The sequence below is a fragment of the Streptomyces sp. NPDC057638 genome, assembly GCF_042800315.1.
GTDB lineage: Bacteria > Actinomycetota > Actinomycetes > Streptomycetales > Streptomycetaceae > Streptomyces.
This window is the reverse complement of sequence record NZ_JBHVHF010000004.1, coordinates 13,493-34,497: the sequence shown is the minus strand read 5'-3', so window position 1 is coordinate 34,497 and position 21,005 is coordinate 13,493. Positions and strand designations below refer to the sequence as shown.

The window sequence follows — 21,005 nt, the reverse complement described above, 5'->3', positions numbered from 1 at the left end:
GCTGATGAAGATGCGGAAGTTGCATGGATTCAGGTAAGATGGTGGCATGGGATTGCGCTTGGAGGAGTCGCTGCGGCTGACGGTGGCCGCGTTGATGCAGGTAACGGGTGAATCGCAGCGGTCGGTCGCAGGGGTGCTGGGACTGACGCAGACACAGGTGTCGCGCCGGCAGTCGGGTGCCATCTCCTGGAGCCTGCGCGACGTCGACGTTCTGGCCGAGCACTACGGCATCGGCGCGCTGGACCTCCTGGCGGGTCCGACCAGAGCATGCGAGGCGCTGCCCGCCGACAGGCGCCGTACCGTGCGGACCGAAGCAAGGGGGACGGGCCGGTGAGCGACTTCGACGCGATCGACTCGCTGCTTGACGCCGTCGGCCCCCAGGCCGAACTCCCGCCCTGTCACGTGCGCCGCGAGCTGCGGGAGCGGGCTCGGCTGTCCAAGGCACAGGTGGCACGCGCGCTCGGCGTGAGCCCCTCAACCCTCAGCGGGTGGGAAAGCGGCCGGGACCCGACCGGCGAGATCCGCACCAAATACGCCTACCTGCTGGACGGACTGAACGCCAAGCTCGCCACCGAGACCGAGACCGAGACCGAGACCGAGACGGCGCCGGCTGCGGAGCAGCCCGTCACGTCAGGCACGGCCGCGACCGCCACCCCCTTGTCTTCGCCCGACCTCGGCCAGGACGAGGACGGGGACGACGTGGAGCTGCTCGTCGCCCCCGAGCCCTGTGTGCTGTGCGGCCATCCCGCCGGACAACGCGTGGCGGGGTTCGCTCAGCACCTGACCCCGGCCGACTGCCGACCCACCGCCACCGGGGCCCCAGCTGCCCCACCAGCCGGACAGCCCGCGACGCACACCCCGAAAGCGCCGCTGCGCACGACACGTCCGGCACGTGCGACGGAGCGTTCCAAGGGCCCGGCCCGCCACGCGTTCCAGGAGACGTCCGGCCCGGTCGACCTGATCCGCGAGGCCGTGCAGGGTGCGCTTGCCGAGCACCGGGGCGACGTCGACGCAGCCACGGCGGCGCTGGTGAAGCGGGCCATCCCGGACGCGATGCGACTGCTGGACAAGACTCGTAAGGGCGCCCGCTACGACGTGATCGCGCACCCCTGGATCCCCGACATCTGATGAATCTGCCGACGATCACTAGATTGGTGGGTTGTCTGAGCTGGTGTTCTAGTGATCGTTTCGGGACTGATTCAGGTACTTCTGGGATGGCCTACGAGAAGTGTTGATGGGCTCTGAAGTACAGGTTTAGTAGCTGCCTCGGAATGTAGTGATCAGTACGGGATTTTGTTTGTGCTGCGGAGGCGTGCGGATCGATTTCCCCTGGTCGGAGCCGGTGTGACGGTGAGCGCCGAAGTCGGTCCGACGGTGTACCGCAGCCCTGTATGGCGGCTGGAGAGGGTGCGATGCGACGCCGTGGGTGGGACTTCGAGCCAGGAGGGCGGGACTGCGAGGTCTTTGCGACGCGATGACGCCGAGGGGCGGCCGTGAGATGTCCGCCTTGTCAGCGGGACCGTCGGGGCCGAAACTGGCTGATAGGCCCGATTCGACGAACTGCCTTGTAGCCAGAACCGCCCCGGTGCCCCTCAGAACCGTGCGTAGGCGTTGCCGGTGCAGTCGCTGCACAATCCGATGTCGAGTGCAAAATCAGCCCCACGCTGACAGTCGCCGCACACTCCCTCGACGGGGTGCACGCCCCACAGGCACATCAGTACCTGCCCGTCAGGCTCATCGGCTGTCGGTACTGGCACGACGCATGCCTGCCCGGTGGAGCATTCGGAGCACTCGTAAGCCGGCGGCTCCCCGCCTTGTGTGATGGCTTCGTAGAAGCTCCCGACGCCATAAGCCTCGACTGCGTCCGGAATGTCGTCATAAGCCTTCCCGCACAGCAGGCATCCCACAGGACGCTCATCGCCGCCGGTCACGAGCGCCGCGAAGTGGCCGCAGGACAGGCACCGCAGCGTATGACCGCCGGCGGGCCCGAGTTTCTCGCCCAGAGGGCCCAGGCGGTGGTTCACCAGCCCGTGGATCCGGCCGACGAGCGGTCTGATGCTCTCCATCAGCTCCCAGGCCTCTGCGGCCGCATCGCTGTTGTCGTGGGGCAGCAGCTCCTCGTCGATGAACGTCAGCAGCAGGTCAAGGACAGGGATGGCTCGCGCCTCCACGGCAACGGCGGTGTCGGTGGCCCCGAAGTGGGTGAGACGGTTACGCAGATCGACCAAGGCCTTCAAGGCCGCATGGTCCGGGTCGATCGGGTCCGCGATCTTCGCTCTGTCACGTAGTCGTTCAAGCGCATCCTTCGTCCCGACGCTCTTGAAGTCGCCTTGACGGTGCAGCCGTTCGTCGAACTTCTCCGGCTTCACCCACACGAGGGCCGGATCGTGCTGCTCCAGACGTGCCTTGAACAGAGTCTCGGCCGCGAACTGCAGGTGCAGCACGGCGTACTTCAATGCGCGGCCCTCCGGCTCGTCCGCCAGCGAACTGACCGAGCTGTGCAGGTAGTCGAGCCCGTTGATGATGACCGGGAAATGCATGTCACCACGACTGCTCATAGGTCCCTCCCACGTGGTTGCGGTCTTGCAGGTAGTCGGTGCTCTCATCGTCCTGGGACCTGACTGAGCCGTGTGCACCCGGGGCATGCCTCACGGGTGTAGCAACGCAGCCGCCAGGCTCGGGGCGGTCAGGAGCGGGCCCAGCCCAGAGCGTCGCACAGTTCCTCAGCCGCCTGTCGGGACTCAGGACCGAGATGTGGTGAGAGCCCGACACCCATACCAATAACGGCAGGACTCTCCAGCCTCTGCTGGAAGACACCGATGCCGGCAAATGGGTAGTCGGCCGTCACCTCCTCAGAGGCGGCCAGAGAACCCGCCCAGACCCAGTCGGACCGCATCCACGCCGCTCCGTAGCGGGAGAGGTCGACCAACAGGAGTACGGGCACGCCGTCGAGGGACCTTCCCTGCGCGGCCTTGGCCGGGCTGCGCCCGGCTGCGACCGCGGCGTAGAGGGCGGAGGACATAGGGCCGGTGAGTTCAGCGCCTGCGACTTCCCACCCCAGCCACTCCTCGCTCTCCCGTACGTGAACAGTGACGGTCAGCGGTCCGGCGTTGATCACGACGTCACCGACATTAATCACCACCGGTTCCGGGCTTCCGCTGGCCGCCACGGTCGATGCCTGGTCATGGACTGCGGCGATCACCTCATCCGCGACTGCGGGCCTCAGCCTGCTGGGGTAGTGGCTGAAGACCATATGGACGCCGAGGCCGCTGTGCGGCTGGAGCTCTTCCTCGATGCGCTCGAACAGCTCGTTGATCCCTGGAGGAGACGCGGACGTCACCTCCACGCCCGCGACCGGACTGGCGCCGCCCTTGGTCGGCAAGATGAGGAAGTCGGGATTGGGCTCGCCTGGTTTCCCCAGGTCATACCCGATACCGGCGGACGCCAGAGCACATGCGACGGCGAACTCACTCCGCATCTCCAGGAACTGTCCCATGGACATGAGGCTGGCGAACTCCCGGCGCTTCGCTGCCCACCTGGCGTCACCGCCATCAGCCGAGTCCAGAGCAGGCCTGTACGTCTCCTCGACGTCCTTCTCGTCCGCGCCGGGAAAGACGCCGAAGGGGCCACGCTCGCCCGGCGCCGCCGCACCGAGTTCGGCAGCACCGCCCTTGCGCCGGTGGAACTGAGGAAACACGCAGCAGCCTCACAAAGATGGGGGACAGAGCGAGATTGTCTCAACCCCTCCGGCCAGCGCGGTATCGATACCCCCACAAAGCGGTGGCCGCCAAGAACCGCCAGGCGGCTCATGGCGGTGACCAGCCGGAAACCTACTCGTACCGCAAAAGCCAAGCGGCAGTGGTACCCGACCGGTGGCAGGCCCTCAGCGTCTGCAGGAGCGTCGCCGTGCGGCTCAGCCGAGCTGTGCTGTCGCGGCGTCGATCTCCTTCATGGTGATGTTCTCGCTGCCGTTTTGGATTGCGAGGACGGCGGCGGTGGAGATGACGTAGGTGAGGGCTTTGAAGTAGCCGCCGGTGCGTCGGTGGAGTTCGGCGGCGTGCTGGCTCAGGGCGTTCTTTTCCAGCCGGTGCAGGCTCAGATCCGCCTCGAAGCTCGTCAGCACGCGCCGGAACAGCTCCTGTTCCTCGGCTTTGGTACCCAGGGGCAGGGGGTGCAGCCAGGTCACCGGCAGCAGGGCGGTGGGGGAGGGGGAGACGGGCTCGGCGGGCTGTCCCGCCTGTTCGAGCCGGACCCTGTTCTCCTCGCTGACCCGTGTGAGGTCTTGGGCCAGGATGCGGGCCTGGTGCAGACGATGGCTGGCGCCGGTGCCGCAGAAGATGAGCGAAATGCCCAGCTTGTTGCGCAGGTAGTCGAAGTAGGGGAGGACGTTGGCGAGGTGCTGGGGGGAGGCGCGGTCGATGTCGTCGATGAGGAGCAGGCGGGTCTGTGCGCTCTCGAGGACGTAGTTGACCGGCAGGATCACGTCCTGGTGGCGGCGCATTTCCAGAACCTCTGCCAGGCTTTTCGGCTCGGGGTTGAGTCCCAGGTAGGAGCCGAGTTCCCAGATCCAGTTCACCCTTGGTTCGGGGTCGGCGGGGGTGGTGATGTGCACGACCGGGATGGTGTTCGCCTGCCTGCCGCCCATCGCGGATTCGATCTCTCGTTGGGCGGTGCGTCCGATCGCCCGCAGCAGGCACGTCTTGCCTGTGCCTGAGGGGCCGTCGATGACGTGGTCCATCAGCCCGTCACGGCGCCCGCTGTTGCCATGGACCGCCTTGACGACCATCTCCTGCATGTGGGTCATCGCATCGGTGGGCACCATGCGCAGATGCCGGTGGTAGGCGATGGCCTGTTCGTCCTCCTTCCTGTTCGTGGCAGGAGGACTGTCCGGCGCCAGAGCGGGCGGGACCACATCCTCGTCGACGAAGTGCGTCCAGCCGGTGAGCTGGAACAGCGGCAGGGGCCGCATAGGGGTGTCCTGCAGCTGCTGACGCAGACGTGCTTCACGCTTGTTGCGTAGTTCGACGGATGCCTTCATCACACCTCTCTCTCATCGCGGTTCGGCCTTGCACTCACAGGCCGGCCCACAGCCGGATGTCCTGCCCCGGGCGTCGGCTTACGTGGTGCCGGGATGTGCACGGCTGTGGCACGTCGTCTACGCCTCCCACACGTCGCCCTCGCTCTCGTCACCGATATCACCATCCGCATCGACGTCGTCGACAAGCTCCGCCTCGACGACCTCATAGACATCGTCCGGATCTTCGACCATGGCGCCGTCCGTAAAGTCGTCGCCTTCGTCGTCGGGGAAGAGCGCTGCCAGCGGGTGCGGGTCCTGCCCGCCCTGCGACGCCTCCGTGCCACCTGTGCCTGCGGGCAGCGCCGGCAGAGAGTCTGCGACCGGAGGGGACCAGGGAGAGATGGGCTGTGCCGGATAGGGCCGCAGCGTCGACAGGTCGAACTCCTCCAGCTCCGCGTAGGGATCCCGGGATGGTTCCTCGGTCTCCAGCTCCAGTCCCTGGAAGATCGGTTCTTTCCCGGTGCGCTTGGGCGGCGGCTTCGATGAGCGTCGCCGGCGGTCGCGCTGCGCCAGGGACAGGGCGATGGCTTCCTCGTCCTGCTTGCTGTCGCCGGATACGAGGTGCTGCTCTGCGTGTTCCTGCCACATGTCCGCTGTCCATGGATCGGTCAGCAGGTGCCGCAGCCGGAAATCGCAGGTCACCCAGGTGTCCGTGGTGTGGTCGTACAGCCATACCCGCTCGGGGCGGTAGGGGTTGAAGCGGCATTCCCACTGGCCGCCTCGGCCGGGCAGTTTCGATCCGCCGCGCAGGAGGATCTCCCGGTAATGCCCGGCGTCCTGCGCGACGGGCTGGTACGTCCGGCGGTTGATCATGAATCCGCCCTTGCCAGGAGTGACCCACCGCGCCAGCAGGAAGAAGCGGTTCTCGGCAGGGGAGAGCGGTACGGTACGGTAGCCGCTGCGGGCCACCTGGACGGCATACATGTCGTTGGGGGACAGCATGATGCCCGGGCGGAACGGATCACGCATCCCCGAGTGCGGGTTCTGCTGGTACTCCAGCGCGACCCATTCCTGGGCCATCTGCTGAAGCTCCGCGATGGTGAACAGCGGCATGCGGTCGATGCCGCGGCCACGCTTTCTGTGGCTGCGGCCCTGCCAGCCGTGCCGAACGTACTGACTGAAGCGGACCGCGAGGGTGATGAAGAAACGCTCGGCGAGCGGCTTGTCGGACGCGGTCCTCTTGCGCGCGGGGCGGCGGGCGATACGCAGCCGGTCGCAGACCTCGGTGAAGTGCTCGCTCACATAGGGGCTGCCGTGGTCGTAGATGATCAGTCCGGGGCGGATGACCGGGCGGGCGGCGGTCGCCTCCGTGAACCGTTCATCCGCCGCCGCCAGCGCTTCGAACGGCAGACTCGAGGCAGCAGCCGCGCTGAGAGGGTCCCAGCCGGGCATCACGGGCCAGGGCGCGAAAGCCTGGGCCAGCATCAAGGTCAGATCGATCGCGCGGGTCGCCTGGCCGACCTGCCCACTCTCGGTGTCCCTGGGACGGCTGGGAGTGATCATCAGCGCGCAGAGACTGTGGCTGGCCACGTCGATCAGCGTGGTCATCTCCGTGGCGGTGGGCCGGCCGTTGTCGCCGCGGGCCAGGATCCGCAGCGGTGTCGTGTCGACCTGCGTCACCTGCCCCGGCCGCAGCACGACCTCACGCCCGCCATGGGGCAGCGGCGGAGTGGAGGCCAGCGCAGCACGGCCGCGAGTCGGCAGGTCCAGGACATCAGCCAGTCCGGACTCTTTCATCCGCAGATAGAACGTGGACCGGGAAGGCAACAGAGCCGCCGCGGCCGCCCGGCCACCGAGCTCTTTGCCATGGCGCGCGTGCAGCAGGTCCTCGACCTCTTCACGGATCAGGTCGATGGTCACGTCCGAATCGTTCGCACGTCGCGCCACGACGTCCTGCATGGCGGTCAGACAGCGCGGATCGGTGAAGCCCCCCGGCCGTCGTTCCCGCGCCACAGGTAGCAGGACGACCGGGTTCTCCCCGGCCGCTTTCCACTTACGCCGCTTGTCAGCGAGAGTGTGGGCGGAGTAACGCAGCCCCTCGGCCGCCATCCGCGCCGACATCGCAGCACACCTCTGGGCCAGCGTCGTTTCCGGCCCGAACCCCTGCGCACGCTCGCTGCGGCCAGGCGTCAGACCGGTGTCGATCTCCACCATGCGCGCCTGCCAGAGGGCGGCCTCCCTCTCCCGTCCCTCCTGCAGTCCTGTCGCCCTAAGGGCCGCTCCGTCCGTCGCCTGCGCCGCACCACTGGTGAGAACGGCGAAGTCGTCCGCTCCCACCAGCCACCGGTGCGACACCGCGCGAGGGGACTCCTCGCCGTTCTGCCCCACCAGCGTGACCAACGGCCCCCGCCACTCCACCACCTCCCACTCCTGCCCCTGCCAGCGCACCTGCGCTCCGATGGACAGCGACTGCGCCCGCCCGCCCTTGCCCGTCATCGCCACGCCCCCTCTCCGGCCTTCAGGCTGTCCACACCTCGGCATCGGGCAACAGCGGCCGCCTGCCGTCGAACAGCAGCCGCCGCTGCCACAGCAGCCGATAAGCAAGGTCGAGCCCCGACAGCTTGTCCAGTCCGCTTGCCTCCACCCCCGCCCGCAGCCCCCTCGGCGACCTGAAAACCTCCAGCAGAGCCCGCCCGCAGCTCTCTTCCAGCCCCGAGGCAAACCGGTAGCCGGCCAGCCAGGCCAGGTTCCGTCCACGGACCCCCGAGGGCTCACGGACCTGCTGTACCCGCCAGCCGGCCTCCCGGGCCACCTCTGCGAGCACCTGAGACCTCGACGCAGGCACGTCCTGCTTGCCCAGCGGCTTCAGCACCAGCACCTCGCGCACCCCATCGGCTCTGCGAGCCACGAAATCCGGCCGCCAGCGGCGCTCGCGCCCACCGGCCCGCCACCTCAGCTCCACCGGGCCGGCGCTGAACGCCACCCACTGCGGCTCGAAGTCGAGCTCCATCGCCAGCCGCCACTGCCGCAGGCTGCCGCACACCACCGTCTGCTCCCGCGTCGCGATCGGCCAGTACGTGATGATGCCCTTGCGACCCCGGTACGGCACCGGCTCGCTCACCGGCCCGAACTCCTCCAGGGCCAACCCACGCAGCGCTGTCGCGCGGCACGCGCGCACCGGCCCGTACGGCTCGCGGTACAGTGCCACGACGTCTGGGCCCGCCTGCTTGTCCAGCGGCCCACCAAAGGAAGCCGCCGCGCTCACGCAGACCACCGCCCGCTTCCGCGTACGTGTCCGGTCGGTTCTTCCTCCCGCACCCGCCGTCCGGGCGCCATGCGGGTGGCGCGCCCCCGCTCCGGTCGGCTTTCTGCCGGCCACGACGGACCAGGCGAGGACCGACAGGTTCGCGACACGCCCTTGCCCTGCCCCTCTTCCGGCGTTGGAAGTACCGCAAAAGCCCAGGCAGCCATACTGCTCCGCGCCAGTGTGTGCACAGGGCTCCCCGGCGACCCGATACACCCGAAAGGGTGAACACGCCGGTATGCGCTGCCGTCGGCTGCCGCCGTGACCTACACGCCCACGAACAAGGAGCGATCCTGCCGCTCAGAAGGAGGCCGCCTCGGCTACCCCGGCCCGCAGCCGGGCCACCACACAAGAGGCCTCGCTGCCGCCTGTCGGGGCACAGCAGCCCCTGCACCCCTATGCCGCACCGCGGCTATGGCGGGACGTCCAGCCACGTCGAAGCACCCCGGCGCCACAGGGGCGAAGCCCAGCGAGCAGACACCTGCCCGCTGGCCCCGCACTCCTACCGGAAGCTCTTCTTGAGAGCAGTGACGGGCGTTCCCGCAGTCCGATGCCCCTGCGCGCTGTGGCCGCTGAACTGGCTGAACTCTCGCCAGGAACGGGGGTGTTCAGACAGCGTCTGCCGTTCTCCGCGCAGCGCGTGAATCAAATCGCAGCCCAGGCGCTTGAGCTGCTGCTCGAGCCACTGCCGGCAGACCAGCAGGCTGCTGGCCTTGCCGCTGGGACGGACCCACCTCAGGTACTGCACCCGCAGCAGCCCGTCGGCGTCGTACCAGTGGGGCTGGTCTGGGTCGCGCCGCAGTCCGGCTCCCCTCAACAGCGGATCGTTGAGCAGGGTCACACAGACGGAGGCATTCAGGGAACAGTCCGGCCCCTGTCCGCTCCACTGGTAGGTCTGATCGGTCGGGATGGCCGTCACGGGCTCGCCGGTGGGGTCTGTGGCACGGTCGTGCTGGCCCCGCGGCGTGGTGAGCAGCCGCTCCGCCCACTCGTCGTCGTCCTCGAGCGGACCGTCCGCCCATCGCCGCGCGAGATCGGCGAGCCTCTCCGCCCTCCTTCGCGCCTGCTGCTCACGCCAGCGGGTGTAGAGGTCGCCGATCTCGCTCGGGTCAGGGTTGGGATCCGGCGCCTGCGTATCGTCATCGGATTCCTCGTCGCTGTCTGGCACAAGCAGGCTGTCCAGGGCTGCTTCTGCTTCCCGGACAGGTTCGGCCTCTTCGTAAGCGAACGTGGCCACCTGCCAGGTATCGGGTTCGGGATCGGTCCAGGGGCCGGGAGGCGTGGGGAAGTCGGCCAGAAGCAGACTGTGACGGTCGGGGCCCTCGGGCATCAGCCGATTCGTCCACGAGCGGCCCTCAAGCCATGCGAGCAGGCTCGCGGACTGTTGGTCGGGCACGATCCAGCTGTAGAGGTGGTGCCACTGCTCGGCCTGGCCCCGGCCGGCGCTCCAGCCTCTGCCGTCGTGGTCGTCCGTGGCCTGCTCGTGGAGCACGATCCACTGCCTGCCCTCACCGTCGGTCCTGAGGCCCAGCTCCTCAAGATCGGGCAGATGGTCCCCGGTATTGATCCAGTCGGACGCTGCGTCGTCGTCCGGCAGAGCCGGCACGGCAGGCGCCAGGGGGTACGAGGGATCCGCGGGCGCGAACGTGGCGTTGTCGGCTTCGTCGGAGCTGGTGTCGTCGTCCATGACGGAGAACGGGTGCCGGGCCGGAGGCAGGGAGGGATCGATGTCGAGCAGCAACAGCTGTGCCGCACCGGGATATCCGGCAGGGTCCTGCTCACTGGTCCGGTGAGGATGGTGATGATTCGCCAGGCGCTCCACGAGCTCGTGCAGAGCCATCCACTGGTACTTCTTGCCGATCCGCTCACCCTTGTGAGAGACACGGGAGCTGGGCAGACGACGCCGGTAGGTGTCGAACTCGGCAAAGAGCTCGGGCGACCAGCCCAGTTCGGCGACGCGGCCCAAAACCCACCGGGACGCCCATTCAGCATCCACGCGGTCCCGCGCGAGGCGTTCGTCCTTGGCCGGCGGCACCTGGCAGCCCTGCAGCAGCGCGTACTGCTCCTGCTCCAGGACCTGCCTGCCCTCCCCGCCGGCGAGGAGCTGCGCGACTGCTTCCGGCGTGCTCAAAGCGGCCCGGACGTCGGGCGGGAGGCTCTCGGCGAAAGCCGGGATGCCCGCGGGGGCCACCACGACCGGATCATTCCTCCGTTCCCACGACGGCCGGCCGGGATAGTCGCAGGACAACGGCAGCATGCTGAAGTGGTGGACCGCGGGCTCGATCTCGTAGCGCGCGAAGTCGCCCAGCGACGACAGGGAAGACCGGACCGTCCCCCATGACGACTCCGGCTGCTCTGTCCGGGGGAAGAGCGCATCGAGCTCTTCCTGCGCAGGCGCCGGCCCGATCTCGGCACAGGCGTGCGGATGCCGGACCGCGGCTGCCTCCTCATCGGTGAGGCATCCGGCGCCGTGCGCCAGGGTGACCAGGCGCGTGGCCGCATCGCACAGCAGCGCGTTGCGTGAGGCATGGGCAGGCGAACCGACGTCCCCATAGAGGTGACTGATGAGCCGCTGGGCGATCCGGCCCACCAGCGCATCCTGCTCCTCGCCCTGCCCGCACCGGCCCACCACCCCGTAGGCGACCCACACCAGGCGCTCGAAGAGGTAGGGGTCGTCGACCTTCTCCACGTCCTCATCGAGGAACCTGTCCAGCAAGGACTCCAGAACGTCCCCGTGCCCCAGGAGCAGCTGCACGAGTCCTTTCGTCGCCCTATCCCGCAGAAACCGGTTGGACGACGTCAACGTCCACACCAGTGTCGTGGCCGCCAGGCGGACAGCCTCCTTCTCCGCTGGACCCGACGCCTGCGCCTGCAGGCGTGCCCGCAGGCCCAGACGGGGCCGGGCAGGGCGCGAGGCCGGGCGCAGATGGGGTGGCGTGGGGTACTGCTCGGCCCAGCGCAGCAGCCGGTGCAGCGCGGTGACGTCCCCCAGCAGGTTGTACGTCTCGATGCCCCACCACGCGTCACGCCCGGGCCGTGGCATCTTCGCCAGCTTCGCGTGAAGACGGTCGGCGTTGAGCAGATGCCCCGGCTCCGCGGTGACCGCCACCACGGTCTCCAGCACATCGCCGACACGTCCGTGCCGGGCTGCCGTCTCGTTGAGGATCTCGACGGTGCGCTCGTTGACGCTGCGGGTGCTGCGCAGCGGGAGAGTGGTCACAAAGCTCCGGGCCAGCTGACGGCTGCGCACCTCCGCCCGGCCGGCGGGCCTGTCTTCCCCTGCCGGCGGCGGGGGAGGGGAGGCCAGAAGATCGATGAGTTCCGTCCCCGTCTGCTCGGGCAGCAGAATCGATGCGGCCTCCTGATAGTTCGGGGCGGCCGCAGCCAGCCAGGCCCGCAAAGCAGAGTCCTCGCCCAGTTCCCGGCCCTCACGCAAGCGGTCGATCTCGCCCTGGTGGGAAGCGAACACCGACCGCACGATGCGGTCATCGCCGAATGCCTGGTAGGGGAAACCGATACCCGTCTCCTCCTCGGCCCGGTAGGTCCGTTCGTTCGACACGATGCCCTGAAGGAGCAGTTCCCCGAGCATGGTGTCCGGCCACTTCGCGGCCGCGGGCGCGTACGCGTCGACCAGGGCACGGGCCTGTGCCCGCTCCAGCACGGACACCCCGGCGGCGGCCATGCGCGCGGCCAGGGCGTCCACCGCCCGGTGGACCGGCCGGGTCAGCGGATCCAGGCCGAGGCGCGCACAGATCACCTCCGCCCGGTGCTCGACGTAGGCGTCGAAGACAGTGCTGCGGTCACGGGCCTGCCCGGCGGTGTCGGCCGAACCGCGGCTTCGGCCCCTGCTCAGACCATCCGCGTACAGCTTCACGAACAAAGGGTTGGTGAAGACCGAGGAGAGCAGGGGAGTACTGGGAAGAGCCGCAGGGTCCCCCTTGAGGTAGCTCTCAAGGCCTTCCATCTCCCGGCCGGCGAAACCGGGGTGATCCGAGACGGGGCCCTCGAAACCGTCAGGAACGACCAGGGGTGCGAAGGTCGAGCGGCAGGACACCACCAGGGCGATGTGCCGGAACGCGGCGATGCGCCCCTGCAGGGCGAGCAGCTCGCTCTTCCAGCGCGTGGCATCGTCGGCGTCGTTGAGCGCGTCGATGATCAACAGGAAGCGGCAGTTGCTGGCGGCTCCCGCGGCGTCCATCGCCTGAAGGAAGTCCCGCTCGGCGATCGCACCCAGTCCGCGTTTCTTCGCGATCTCAGTCAACGTGTAGCGCCCACTGAGCTCCTGGCCGAACACCACCAGCGCCGGCCGGCCGGCGTCCACGGCACGGCGTGCGGCGTCGACCAGCAGATGCGTCTTGCCCTGCCCGGCCGCTCCCTTCAGCAGCCACGTCCCCTTCTGCGCCGCCTGGGCCGCCGTCTCCCGCATCAGCGCCGTCATCCGTTCGCAGGCGCTGTGCGCACGAGCCAGAGGACCCTCGGCCAGCGCCTTGATGCCCTCCCAGGCCGGCCGCTTCTGCCCCGGCATCGCAGGCGAAGCGGAAGCCTCGGCGTGCCGGGAGTGCGTGACGAACCGGTCGGCCAGCTGCGCGAAGTCATCCAGCAGGCCCGCCATGTCCTCAGCGACAGCGGCTGTCTCCTCGGCAGGGAAGCCGGATGCCGCAGACGCGGCGGAGAGGTCGTCAACGGCCTCTTGTGCGCCCTCCCGTATCGCAGGCGCCCACGATTGCACCCACCGCGACAGCTCCTGGTGTGCCGAGCTGCTGGGCGAGGCGGGATAGGAGCTGTTCCACCGTGTCAGCTGGGTGAGGAACGCTACGACCTCGCTTTGCAGGTCCCGGGTCCTTTGGGCGCTCTGCCGCACGAACTCCGCGGGCAGAGCGCACGCGTCGGCCACCTGGGCCAGCGGCAGCGGCACATGATGCTCGGGGGTGTAGCGCGACTCAGCCAGACGCTCAGCCAGCGCGAGCTCCTCCTTGAGCCAATCGCTGCCCAGCGCGCGCCTTTCGAAGAAGAACCACAGGCGCCCCTCATTTCCCGGTCGGCCCAACCGGTCCAGCAGCTCGCCACCACCGACGTAGCGGATGTCGACATCAGCGAGACCAGGCAGCGTCTCCTTCCACGAGGCGACGTTCCTGTTCCACCTGTCCCGTGCGCCTTCACGCGGCTTGCCCGCCGGGGTGAGTGGGGTGGGGTCGGGGAGGTCGAAGGGGGTGAGGAACTCCAGACGGTCAATCTTCCGGTTGGCGATGTTCTCGCCCACCGTCGCCGCACTCCTCCTCGCCTGGGGGAGGAGGTCGTCGAGACTGTGGACGAACTTGACCTGGTACCCGTGTACGGCACTGCCATCAGGGGCCTGGTCGTACCATTCGACCCCGCCATCCGGAGCAGCGGTCTTGATCGTCTCCCAACCCACAGGGGCCGCGGAGCGGAGCTGGAAACACAATTCTTCGAAGGCACGATGCTGGCTTCCGTCCCATTCACGGATACTGCGCCAGTTGTGAGCCCTGCTGTCGTTTGCTGCCAATGCCGCCCTCTGACTCGTTCTGCCGCCCCGCAGCGTGCGCGCCGGATGCCAGCCTAGAGGCCCGCGCTGACACTCGAGTGCCGCTCTTCGCCGGGAACCGAACCGGCACAGGACACGACTGGCTCCTGCTGCGCACCAGCCGCCGACCGAAGGGCAAGGGCCATCACGACAGGCATGAGCGCTGTTCCAGCGGCCCGGTCGTCGAGGCGAGCCGGCGGTGCCCCGGGGTAAGCGGTAACCGTCCCCGCCCGGACCCGGCGGCCGGCTGTGCTTCCGGGTCAGCCGGTAGCCGGTGGCGGTGCAACCAGTCCAGCAGCGGCCCTTTGCCCGCCTGCACGTCCAGCTCCCACGACACCATCAGCGCCTCGGCATCGCCGAGCCATCGGGCGCGGGCGTCAGTGTCACGGACGTCCGACTGCTCGAAGGCGGCCATCAGCTGCGCGAGGCGTGCCGCTTCCGGGTAGATCACCAGCGGCATCACCCGGGTGCTGCGGTCCTCCAGTCCGCACGCCCACGCCCGGTGGACCCAGCGCAGCACCATGGGCATTGTCCGCCACCATTCCGCCGTCACCTGAAAGGCGTCGGCGAACAGCTCCGCACCCGACCGGCCGAACTGTTTGTGCAGCCGGGCGCGCTCGAGATGAGCGTCGACGACCTCGGGGAGTTCCTGCAGGGACAGCCCGCCCTTCGGCTGCGTCCTGGAGTCGTCGCACCACCGCCTGTGCCGGGCACACACCCGCCATCTGTCCGACACCAGCCACCAGGCCGGCTCCGTGACCCCGCGGGCCTCCACGCATCTCGTGCAGCAGCGTACGAGATGGCCCTGCGGCGGCTGCCAGGGCCACTTCCACACCGCGTCCCCGTCGCCGGGCAGCCGGTGGCGCGGCGCAAGCCCGGGCAGGGCCCGTCGCAGCACGGCCGCCGGTGCACCGGCCAGCACGGCCAGATACTCAAGCCCCGGTCCGTTCACGTACATCTCCGTGCACTGGGGGTACTTCGCCACGCGGGCCGCATCCTGCGACGACGATCCCGTGCCCTGGCCCACGCGCTGAAGGAAGTCCCAGAGTTTCAGCCCGTTGGCGTGAGCCAGCCGGTTCACGAACGACCCCGTCGACTCACCGGGCAACGGCGAAACCCGCATCGGCAGGGACTGACGTGGACCGTAGAGCCCTGGCATCTGCAGCACCAGCCCAGCCCCCTCTTCCGCGACCGCCCCGCATACCTGCGCTCTATCGTCGCCAGCCGCCCCGCAGCCCGGTCAAGGTCCCTTAACTCCTTCGGGTGAACCCGACGGCAACACCCCAGCAGCCTCCACGGCACGGGTCTGAACCTTGATCCGCAACGTGACGATCCACTGCCGGGAGGGCATCGTGGCCACGCTGACGAGCAACGGCCTCAGAACACAGCTACGCGGCCACCAGACACTTGCCGTCGACGCCTGCGTCCACGAGTTCACCGACGGCGCGCCCCGCGTGAGCGTCGTCATGGCCACCGGAACGGGCAAGACCCTCGTCGCCCTCAACACCGTCCAGGAGACCGCCCCCCAGGGCAATGCACTGGTCGTGATGCCGACCCTGGACCTTCTTGAACAGACGGCGGCCGTCTGGCAGAGCGAAGGCCGCCAGGGCGTCTACCTGGGCTACTGCGGGCGCGACGGCCCCCAGGTCCGGCCGCTGCGCGGAGTTCTCACCATGATCCACGACCCGGGCGAACTCGCCCGTTACGCTTCGCTGGCCGACGGCCCGGTGAACGTCTTCTGCACCTACCACTCACTGAACCACCTGGCCCAGGCACACCGCGATCACCATCTACCGCGCTGGGGCATCGTGATCTCCGACGAGGCCCACCGCACCGCCGGCAACCGTCACAAAGCCTGGGGCGTCATCCACGACAACGACACCCTGCCCGCCCGCCACCGCCTCTACATGACCGCCACCCCGCGCGTCTTCGACGAGAAAGCCGGCTCCCAGGTCGCAGTCGGCTGCGAAGTGGCCTCCATGGACGACCACAGCCTCTACGGCCCCGTCGTCTACCGGATCTCCCTCGCCGAAGCGATCGACCAGGGCCTGCTGGCGGACTACCGCATCGTCGCCGTCGAGATCAGCGACACTGAACTGCACCGCGTCCTGAGATACGCCTCCATCGCATCGGCCGGAGCCGAAGGCCTGCGCGTGGCAGCCGCACAGATCGCGCTGCTGCGCGCCCAGCACCTCTACGACCTGCGGCGGACCCTGACCTTCCACCGCCTCATCGCCTCCGCTGGCATGTTCGCCGAGACCCTCCGCGAAACAGCAGCGCTCATGCCCGTAGAGACACGGGCGCCTCTCCTTGTCGGCACCGTCAACGCCAAGCAGAACCCCGCTGTCCGCCGCCAGTCACTCGAAGTCTTCGCGTCCGTCCCGATCAACAGTCCTAGCCCCGACGCCGCCTCTCAAAGAGCGGTCCTGACCAACTGCCGCTGTCTGGGCGAGGGCATCGACGTCCCCAGCACCGACTCGATCCTCTTCGCCGACTCCAAGCAGAGCTCCCTGGACATCACCCAGGCCGTGGGCCGCGCGCTGCGCCAGAACCCCGGCGACGACAAGATCTCCACCATCGTCGTCCCCGTTTTCATGGAACCCGGACAAGGGCTGGAGGAGGGAGTCAAAGGAACCCGCTACCGCCTCCTCTACCAGGTCCTCATCGCCCTGAGCACCTACGACGAGCACGTCATCCACCGTGTCGACTGGGCCATCTCCGACGACTCCCAGGAGGACCTGGGAGTGGCCGCCCGGCCCGAACGTGCCGACGAGATCATCCCCCTGCTCGACCTCCAGGCCACCGGAGTACCCAACCGGGTATGGCAGATCGGATTCGAAAGCGCCCAGCGCTACTTCGACACCTACGGCCACCTCGACGTCCCCAGCCGCTATCTCGGCCCCGACGGCTTCTACCTCGGCTGGTGGCTCGGCCGGCAGCGCTCGCTGCGCATCAACCGCATGCTCCTGCCCGAACGCATCGACCAGCTCGATGCTCTCGGCATGATCTGGCCCCATCCTCCTCACAGCATCGAGCACAAGCTGCAGATCGCCCGGGACTACAAAGCCCGTCACGGCCACCTTGCCCCGCGCGCCGAAGAAACCTTCGGCGGCATCCGTCTCGGGCGCTGGATCGCAGACCGCCGCCGCGAAGCAAACAAACGCACCCTGCCCTACGGCTACCAGCGCGCCCTCAACGACATCTACCCCTGGTGGAACACCCACTGGCCAAAACACTGGCACCACACCTACGCCCAGGCCCTGGCAGCCGCCCGCGCCGGCAGCCTTCCCTTTCCCGACCTGCGCCCCGACACCGACGAGACCACCCTCACCCGCTGGCTGGACACACAGATCGACGCCCTCCCCACCCTCCACCCGGACCAGCACGAACTCCTCGGCGCCCTCCCGCTGCGCCACCCCCTGGCCCTGCTCCTGCGCCGCCCCCGCGGCCACGCGGCGTGGGCCTTCGCCAGAGGACTGCGCGCGGCACGCGCCTTCTGGCGCAGCCACCAGCATCTCGACGTCCCCTACGGCTACCTCTGCCCCGACACCGGGCTGCACCTGGCGACCTGGATCGCCGACAAACGCCGCGACCCATTGCGACTCACTCCCGAACAACGCCACGCGCTGGAAGCACTCGACATGCGCTGGATCCGCCGCTGAGATACCGACGGCAGACCACGTCGTCGCCGTCCACGGCCGTTTTCAAGCCGCCTTGGCCACCGACTCGTCAGTCGTTGTCGGCGCCGGCCGCTAAGGTCTGGCCTTTCGGGTACCAGATGTCGCATCGAGCAGAAGGCATGCAGATGAAGCGCGAGCGGGCCACCACGAATCTGAACGAGATGCTCGAACGACTGGAGCAGAACGCATGGCCACTCAACCTGGTCACAGAGATCTACCTTTTCGGGTCCTACATCCGTGGAGCCTTGGAGGTCGGCGACATCGACGTCGTGGTCCAGCACACCACTGACGAACGCTGGACCCAGCAATCCCTCAATGCCTTCTTCGGCGGCCGCGACAGCTACACCCCTATGCGTCAGGCCCTGCGCGGCAACCGCCGTGGCATCAGCTTCCAGTTCCAGGGCCGCGACTCCCTGCAGAGCGAGGACATCGAACTGCTCCCACTCTGGCGTCAAGGTGAACCGATCGCCCTCGCCCGTCAGCGCCTGGCCGCGATCACATCCGATACAACTGCCGGCCGCGCGCCCCGTGACCACGTCCTTCCCGCCTACGAGACACTAGCCGACCTCATCCCACGGCCTGTCCGTATCGACCTCCACCGCTGGTCCACTGACCGCAAGATCACCGTGACGACCCTTTGTCTGCCCGATGCCCAGCCCAGCTCCACGACAGCAACCCGCCACATGGACGACCGGTGGGTGCCCAACAGCCCGCTGCGCCGGGCCGCCGCGGCCGCGCTCGCCTATCTGGAGAGCACTGGTCAGCGGCTGGACCGCTGCGAGATCCACCGCCAGTACCTGGCCCGCGGGGCGACCGACCGGACGATCGACTGTTTCGTCGACCTGGGCTGGCGCTACTGGAGAAGCGCAGAACGGTACCTTGCCGACGGTCAGAGCTGGTTCGAGGTCCTGCCCGCCACATCCCGGCAGCCCCTCAACGCCCTCCACATCACACCGGCGGCACGGTCCTAGACGGCAGGGGCGGCTTCTTCGACCGGTACGGACGCCGGCTCAACCACATGCGGCGGCAGCCGGGCCCCGGAGTTCGCCTCGTTCCTGAAACATCAGGAACCGGCAGGGGGCCGCCGTGCCATCGGTACCAGGCAGGTACGGGAATGTCAGGCAGGTAGAGGAACCACTCTCACGCGTCGCAAATTCGTGGATAAATTCAAAGGTAAATCTGCTAGGTTCTGGGGTATGCCGACCCAGGATGAGCTGTTCGATGCCGTGGATGCGTTGCTGGCGGGGGAGCCGCCGATGCCGCCACCAGCTGAGCGGGCGCGGCTGCGTGAGGCGGCCGGGATCACGCAGGCGCGGCTCGCGCAGGTCCTGGAGACGAGTACGCAGACGGTGAAGAACTGGGAGGCGGGCCGCAGCGAGCCCCGCCCCCCGCGCCGCGCGGCGTACCAGCGCCTGCTCGAGGGATGGGCCCAGAAGTATCCCGCCCCCGCCCCTACCCCGGAGACGTTCACCACCCCGGCTCCGTCCCCAGCGCCTGCTGTTCCGGCAGCCGAGCAGCCGCCAAGGCCCGACAAACCATATGCTCCGGCACCGGAGACGAACCCGGCCCCGACACCTGCTGCTCCAGCACCCGGACAGCCCCGCGGGCTCGAAACAGCACCCAGCCCGGCGGCCACCGCTCGTCCGACAGCATTGCGGCGCCCGAGCGCGAAGAAGGCTGCCGCTTCGAAGCCTGCGACCGCCGCGCCCCCCGCCACCGATCCGAGGTTTGTGAATGGGCCGCTGGCTGTCGTCCATGCCGACGATGAGGGCCAGATTCTCGCGTACTGCGTGGGCGGTCTGGTCCTGGACGTGCCCGCGAAAACACTGCCTTCGCTGGTGGAGTGGACGCTCACTGAAGCGAAGCTCGGCGCGCAGCGGCTGAACGGCTCGGGCAAAGACGCCGACCCGCTCCTCGTCCTCACGAAAACCGCCCTGGAGCGCTTCGGCCTGCCCGCCGAGCTCACCGACAAGGAGCGCCTGGCCGGCCGCCTGCCCGACGCCCACAAAGCAATCGCCCAGCTGACGCGGGCGCAGTGGCAGCTCACGAAACGCGGTCTCGGCCCCTGGGCACGGATCTACCGCCCCGCCCAAGGCGGCCGCCGTTCCTGCGTCCAGCTGTGCATCCCGTCCTGGAACGCGCTCGACACTCGCAGCTGGGGCCACGCCGCAGACCTCCCCCCTGCCGAACTCGCCGCCGTTCTCGGTACATACGCCACCCGCGTCATGACCCCACGAGGATCCACCGCCGTCACCGGCCTGGAGCTGATGATCGCCCTGCACCCACCGACCCGGGCCTCCGCCCCGGACGAGACCGGCAAGCGGCACAGCGAACACAACCCCGGATCTCTGGGCAAGGAACCCATGGACCCACCACCATGCGAGGCGACCGATGGCCACCCCGTCCTCGCCCACTTCCCCCGCTTTCATATCCGGACCCCGGCAGAAAAACTCTTCGAGGAGGCCTACGACTGGGCGCGCCCGCTCACCGACGAGGAGTGCATGCGACGCTATCTCGTCGGCTTCGACGTGAACATGGCCTTCGCCGCCGGCGCCAACGGCGCGATCGTCGGCCTCGCCACCCCGCCCATCCACGTCACCAACCCCGCCTTCGACGCGAAGACACCCGGCTCGTGGCTGGTCGACCTCTCCCACGTCGACCTGTCCCGCGTGAAGGTCTCCAAGCAGTGGCGCACCCTCGACGGCGATCTGCTGCCCAGCCCGTTCACCCCGACCGGCGAGCGCCCCGAAGGGCCCGCCTGGTACGCGACCCCGACCGTCGCCTACGCCGTCGAACTCGGCTACGACGTCGCCCCCACCGAAGCCTTCATCCGCACCGAGTCGGGTCGCTACCTCGACGGCTGGTACAAGCGGTTGCGCGACGCCTACGTGTCGACGATGGCCGACCTCGGCGTCACCGAGAACCTGGCACCCCAGGAACTGCTCGTGGCGATGGACGGCTACAAGCAGCGCGATGCGCAGGCGGCGATCGTCCTGGATGCGATCAAGTCGACGGTGAAGAACGGCATCGGCAAGTTCCAGGAGAAGGCACGCGGTGGGGGCTGGCGGCCGGGACAGCCCTGGCCGGCTCTCACCCGCCCGACGTGGCGCCCGGACATCCGCGCCGCCGTGATCTCCCGCGCCCGGATCGGCATGCACCGCAAGATGGTGGCACTGGCCGCCGCTACCGGCCGCTACCCGGTCGCTGTGCTCTCCGACTGCGCCGTCTACGCGGCCGACGGACCCTCACCACTCGACGTCCTGCCCTACGACGACGCGGGCAAGGCGGTACCGGGGTCGTTCCGGCTCGGAGTGTCACCCGGAATGGTCAAGCACGAAGGCACCCAGACGACCCTGTGGGCCGAAGAGCTCCGCGAGCGCGTCCAGGCCCCGGAGTTGAACCTGGCCCGCTACATCAAGACCGGCGACGTCACCACCGCCGACACAGGGGAGTAGGACACCA

At 68.6% G+C, this 21,005-nt stretch carries 11 protein-coding genes and 1 pseudogene; 5 read left to right on the top strand and 7 right to left on the bottom strand.

Annotated elements, in window-relative coordinates; translation table 11 throughout:
* Positions 1-46 precede the first annotated feature (46 nt).
* Complete coding sequence (locus ACFVIM_RS01170; protein WP_070201824.1) at positions 47-334, top strand: helix-turn-helix domain-containing protein; 288 nt, start codon at positions 47-49, stop codon at positions 332-334.
* Positions 331-1,125, top strand: a pseudogene (locus ACFVIM_RS01165) (helix-turn-helix domain-containing protein); the annotation flags it as partial. The gene ACFVIM_RS01170 and the pseudogene ACFVIM_RS01165, both read left to right, overlap by 4 nt.
* 467 nt (positions 1,126-1,592) lie before the next feature.
* Here the strand turns inward: ACFVIM_RS01165 and ACFVIM_RS01160 are convergent.
* From ACFVIM_RS01160 to ACFVIM_RS01130, 7 genes are all read right to left on the bottom strand, one after another.
* Entirely contained in the window at positions 1,593-2,558 is a 966-nt protein-coding gene (locus tag ACFVIM_RS01160; protein WP_384297107.1) for a hypothetical protein, read from the bottom strand.
* Between the two features lie 128 nt (positions 2,559-2,686).
* Positions 2,687-3,697, bottom strand: coding sequence for a hypothetical protein (locus ACFVIM_RS01155; protein WP_384297105.1), 1,011 nt, complete (start codon positions 3,695-3,697; stop codon positions 2,687-2,689).
* 216 nt (positions 3,698-3,913) lie between these two features.
* Positions 3,914-5,038, bottom strand: coding sequence for an AAA family ATPase (locus tag ACFVIM_RS01150; protein ID WP_384297104.1), 1,125 nt, complete (start codon positions 5,036-5,038; stop codon positions 3,914-3,916).
* A 117-nt stretch (positions 5,039-5,155) separates the two neighbouring features.
* On the bottom strand, positions 5,156-7,513 hold the full coding sequence (locus tag ACFVIM_RS01145; protein WP_384297102.1) for a transposase: 2,358 nt from the start codon (positions 7,511-7,513) through the stop codon (positions 5,156-5,158).
* 22 nt (positions 7,514-7,535) lie between these two features.
* Positions 7,536-8,282, bottom strand: a complete 747-nt coding sequence (locus ACFVIM_RS01140) for a TnsA-like heteromeric transposase endonuclease subunit (protein WP_384297101.1) — start codon at positions 8,280-8,282, stop codon at positions 7,536-7,538.
* 541 nt (positions 8,283-8,823) lie between these two features.
* Complete coding sequence (locus tag ACFVIM_RS01135) at positions 8,824-13,581, bottom strand: hypothetical protein (RefSeq protein ID WP_384297100.1); 4,758 nt, start codon at positions 13,579-13,581, stop codon at positions 8,824-8,826.
* A gap of 427 nt (positions 13,582-14,008) precedes the next feature.
* Positions 14,009-15,022 carry a TniQ family protein gene (locus ACFVIM_RS01130; protein ID WP_384297149.1) on the bottom strand — a complete coding sequence of 338 codons (1,014 nt, stop codon included), beginning with the start codon at positions 15,020-15,022 and terminating at the stop codon, positions 14,009-14,011.
* A 166-nt stretch (positions 15,023-15,188) separates the two neighbouring features.
* On the opposite strand from ACFVIM_RS01130, the gene ACFVIM_RS01125 reads away from it, so the two are divergent.
* The 3 genes from ACFVIM_RS01125 (at position 15,189) to tap (ending at position 20,998) form a co-directional block, all read left to right on the top strand.
* Positions 15,189-17,525, top strand: a complete 2,337-nt coding sequence (locus ACFVIM_RS01125) for a Helicase associated domain protein (RefSeq protein WP_384297098.1) — start codon at positions 15,189-15,191, stop codon at positions 17,523-17,525.
* A gap of 137 nt (positions 17,526-17,662) precedes the next feature.
* A complete protein-coding gene (locus ACFVIM_RS01120; RefSeq protein WP_384297097.1) occupies positions 17,663-18,514 on the top strand; it encodes a nucleotidyltransferase domain-containing protein in 852 nt (283 codons plus the stop codon).
* Between the two features lie 225 nt (positions 18,515-18,739).
* Entirely contained in the window at positions 18,740-20,998 is a 2,259-nt protein-coding gene (tap, locus tag ACFVIM_RS01115) for a telomere-associated protein Tap (RefSeq protein WP_384297096.1), read from the top strand.
* Positions 20,999-21,005 lie beyond the last annotated feature (7 nt).

Coding starts and splice junctions, on each gene's coding strand:
- ACFVIM_RS01170 (WP_070201824.1), top strand. CDS start 47: ATGGGATTGCGCTTGGAGGAGTCGCTGCGGCTGACGGTGGCCGCGTTG.
- ACFVIM_RS01160 (WP_384297107.1), bottom strand. CDS start 2,558: ATGAGCAGTCGTGGTGACATGCATTTCCCGGTCATCATCAACGGGCTC.
- ACFVIM_RS01150 (WP_384297104.1), bottom strand. CDS start 5,038: ATGAAGGCATCCGTCGAACTACGCAACAAGCGTGAAGCACGTCTGCGT.
- ACFVIM_RS01145 (WP_384297102.1), bottom strand. CDS start 7,513: ATGACGGGCAAGGGCGGGCGGGCGCAGTCGCTGTCCATCGGAGCGCAG.
- ACFVIM_RS01130 (WP_384297149.1), bottom strand. CDS start 15,022: ATGCCAGGGCTCTACGGTCCACGTCAGTCCCTGCCGATGCGGGTTTCG.
- ACFVIM_RS01120 (WP_384297097.1), top strand. CDS start 17,663: ATGCAGATGAAGCGCGAGCGGGCCACCACGAATCTGAACGAGATGCTC.
- tap (WP_384297096.1), top strand. CDS start 18,740: ATGCCGACCCAGGATGAGCTGTTCGATGCCGTGGATGCGTTGCTGGCG.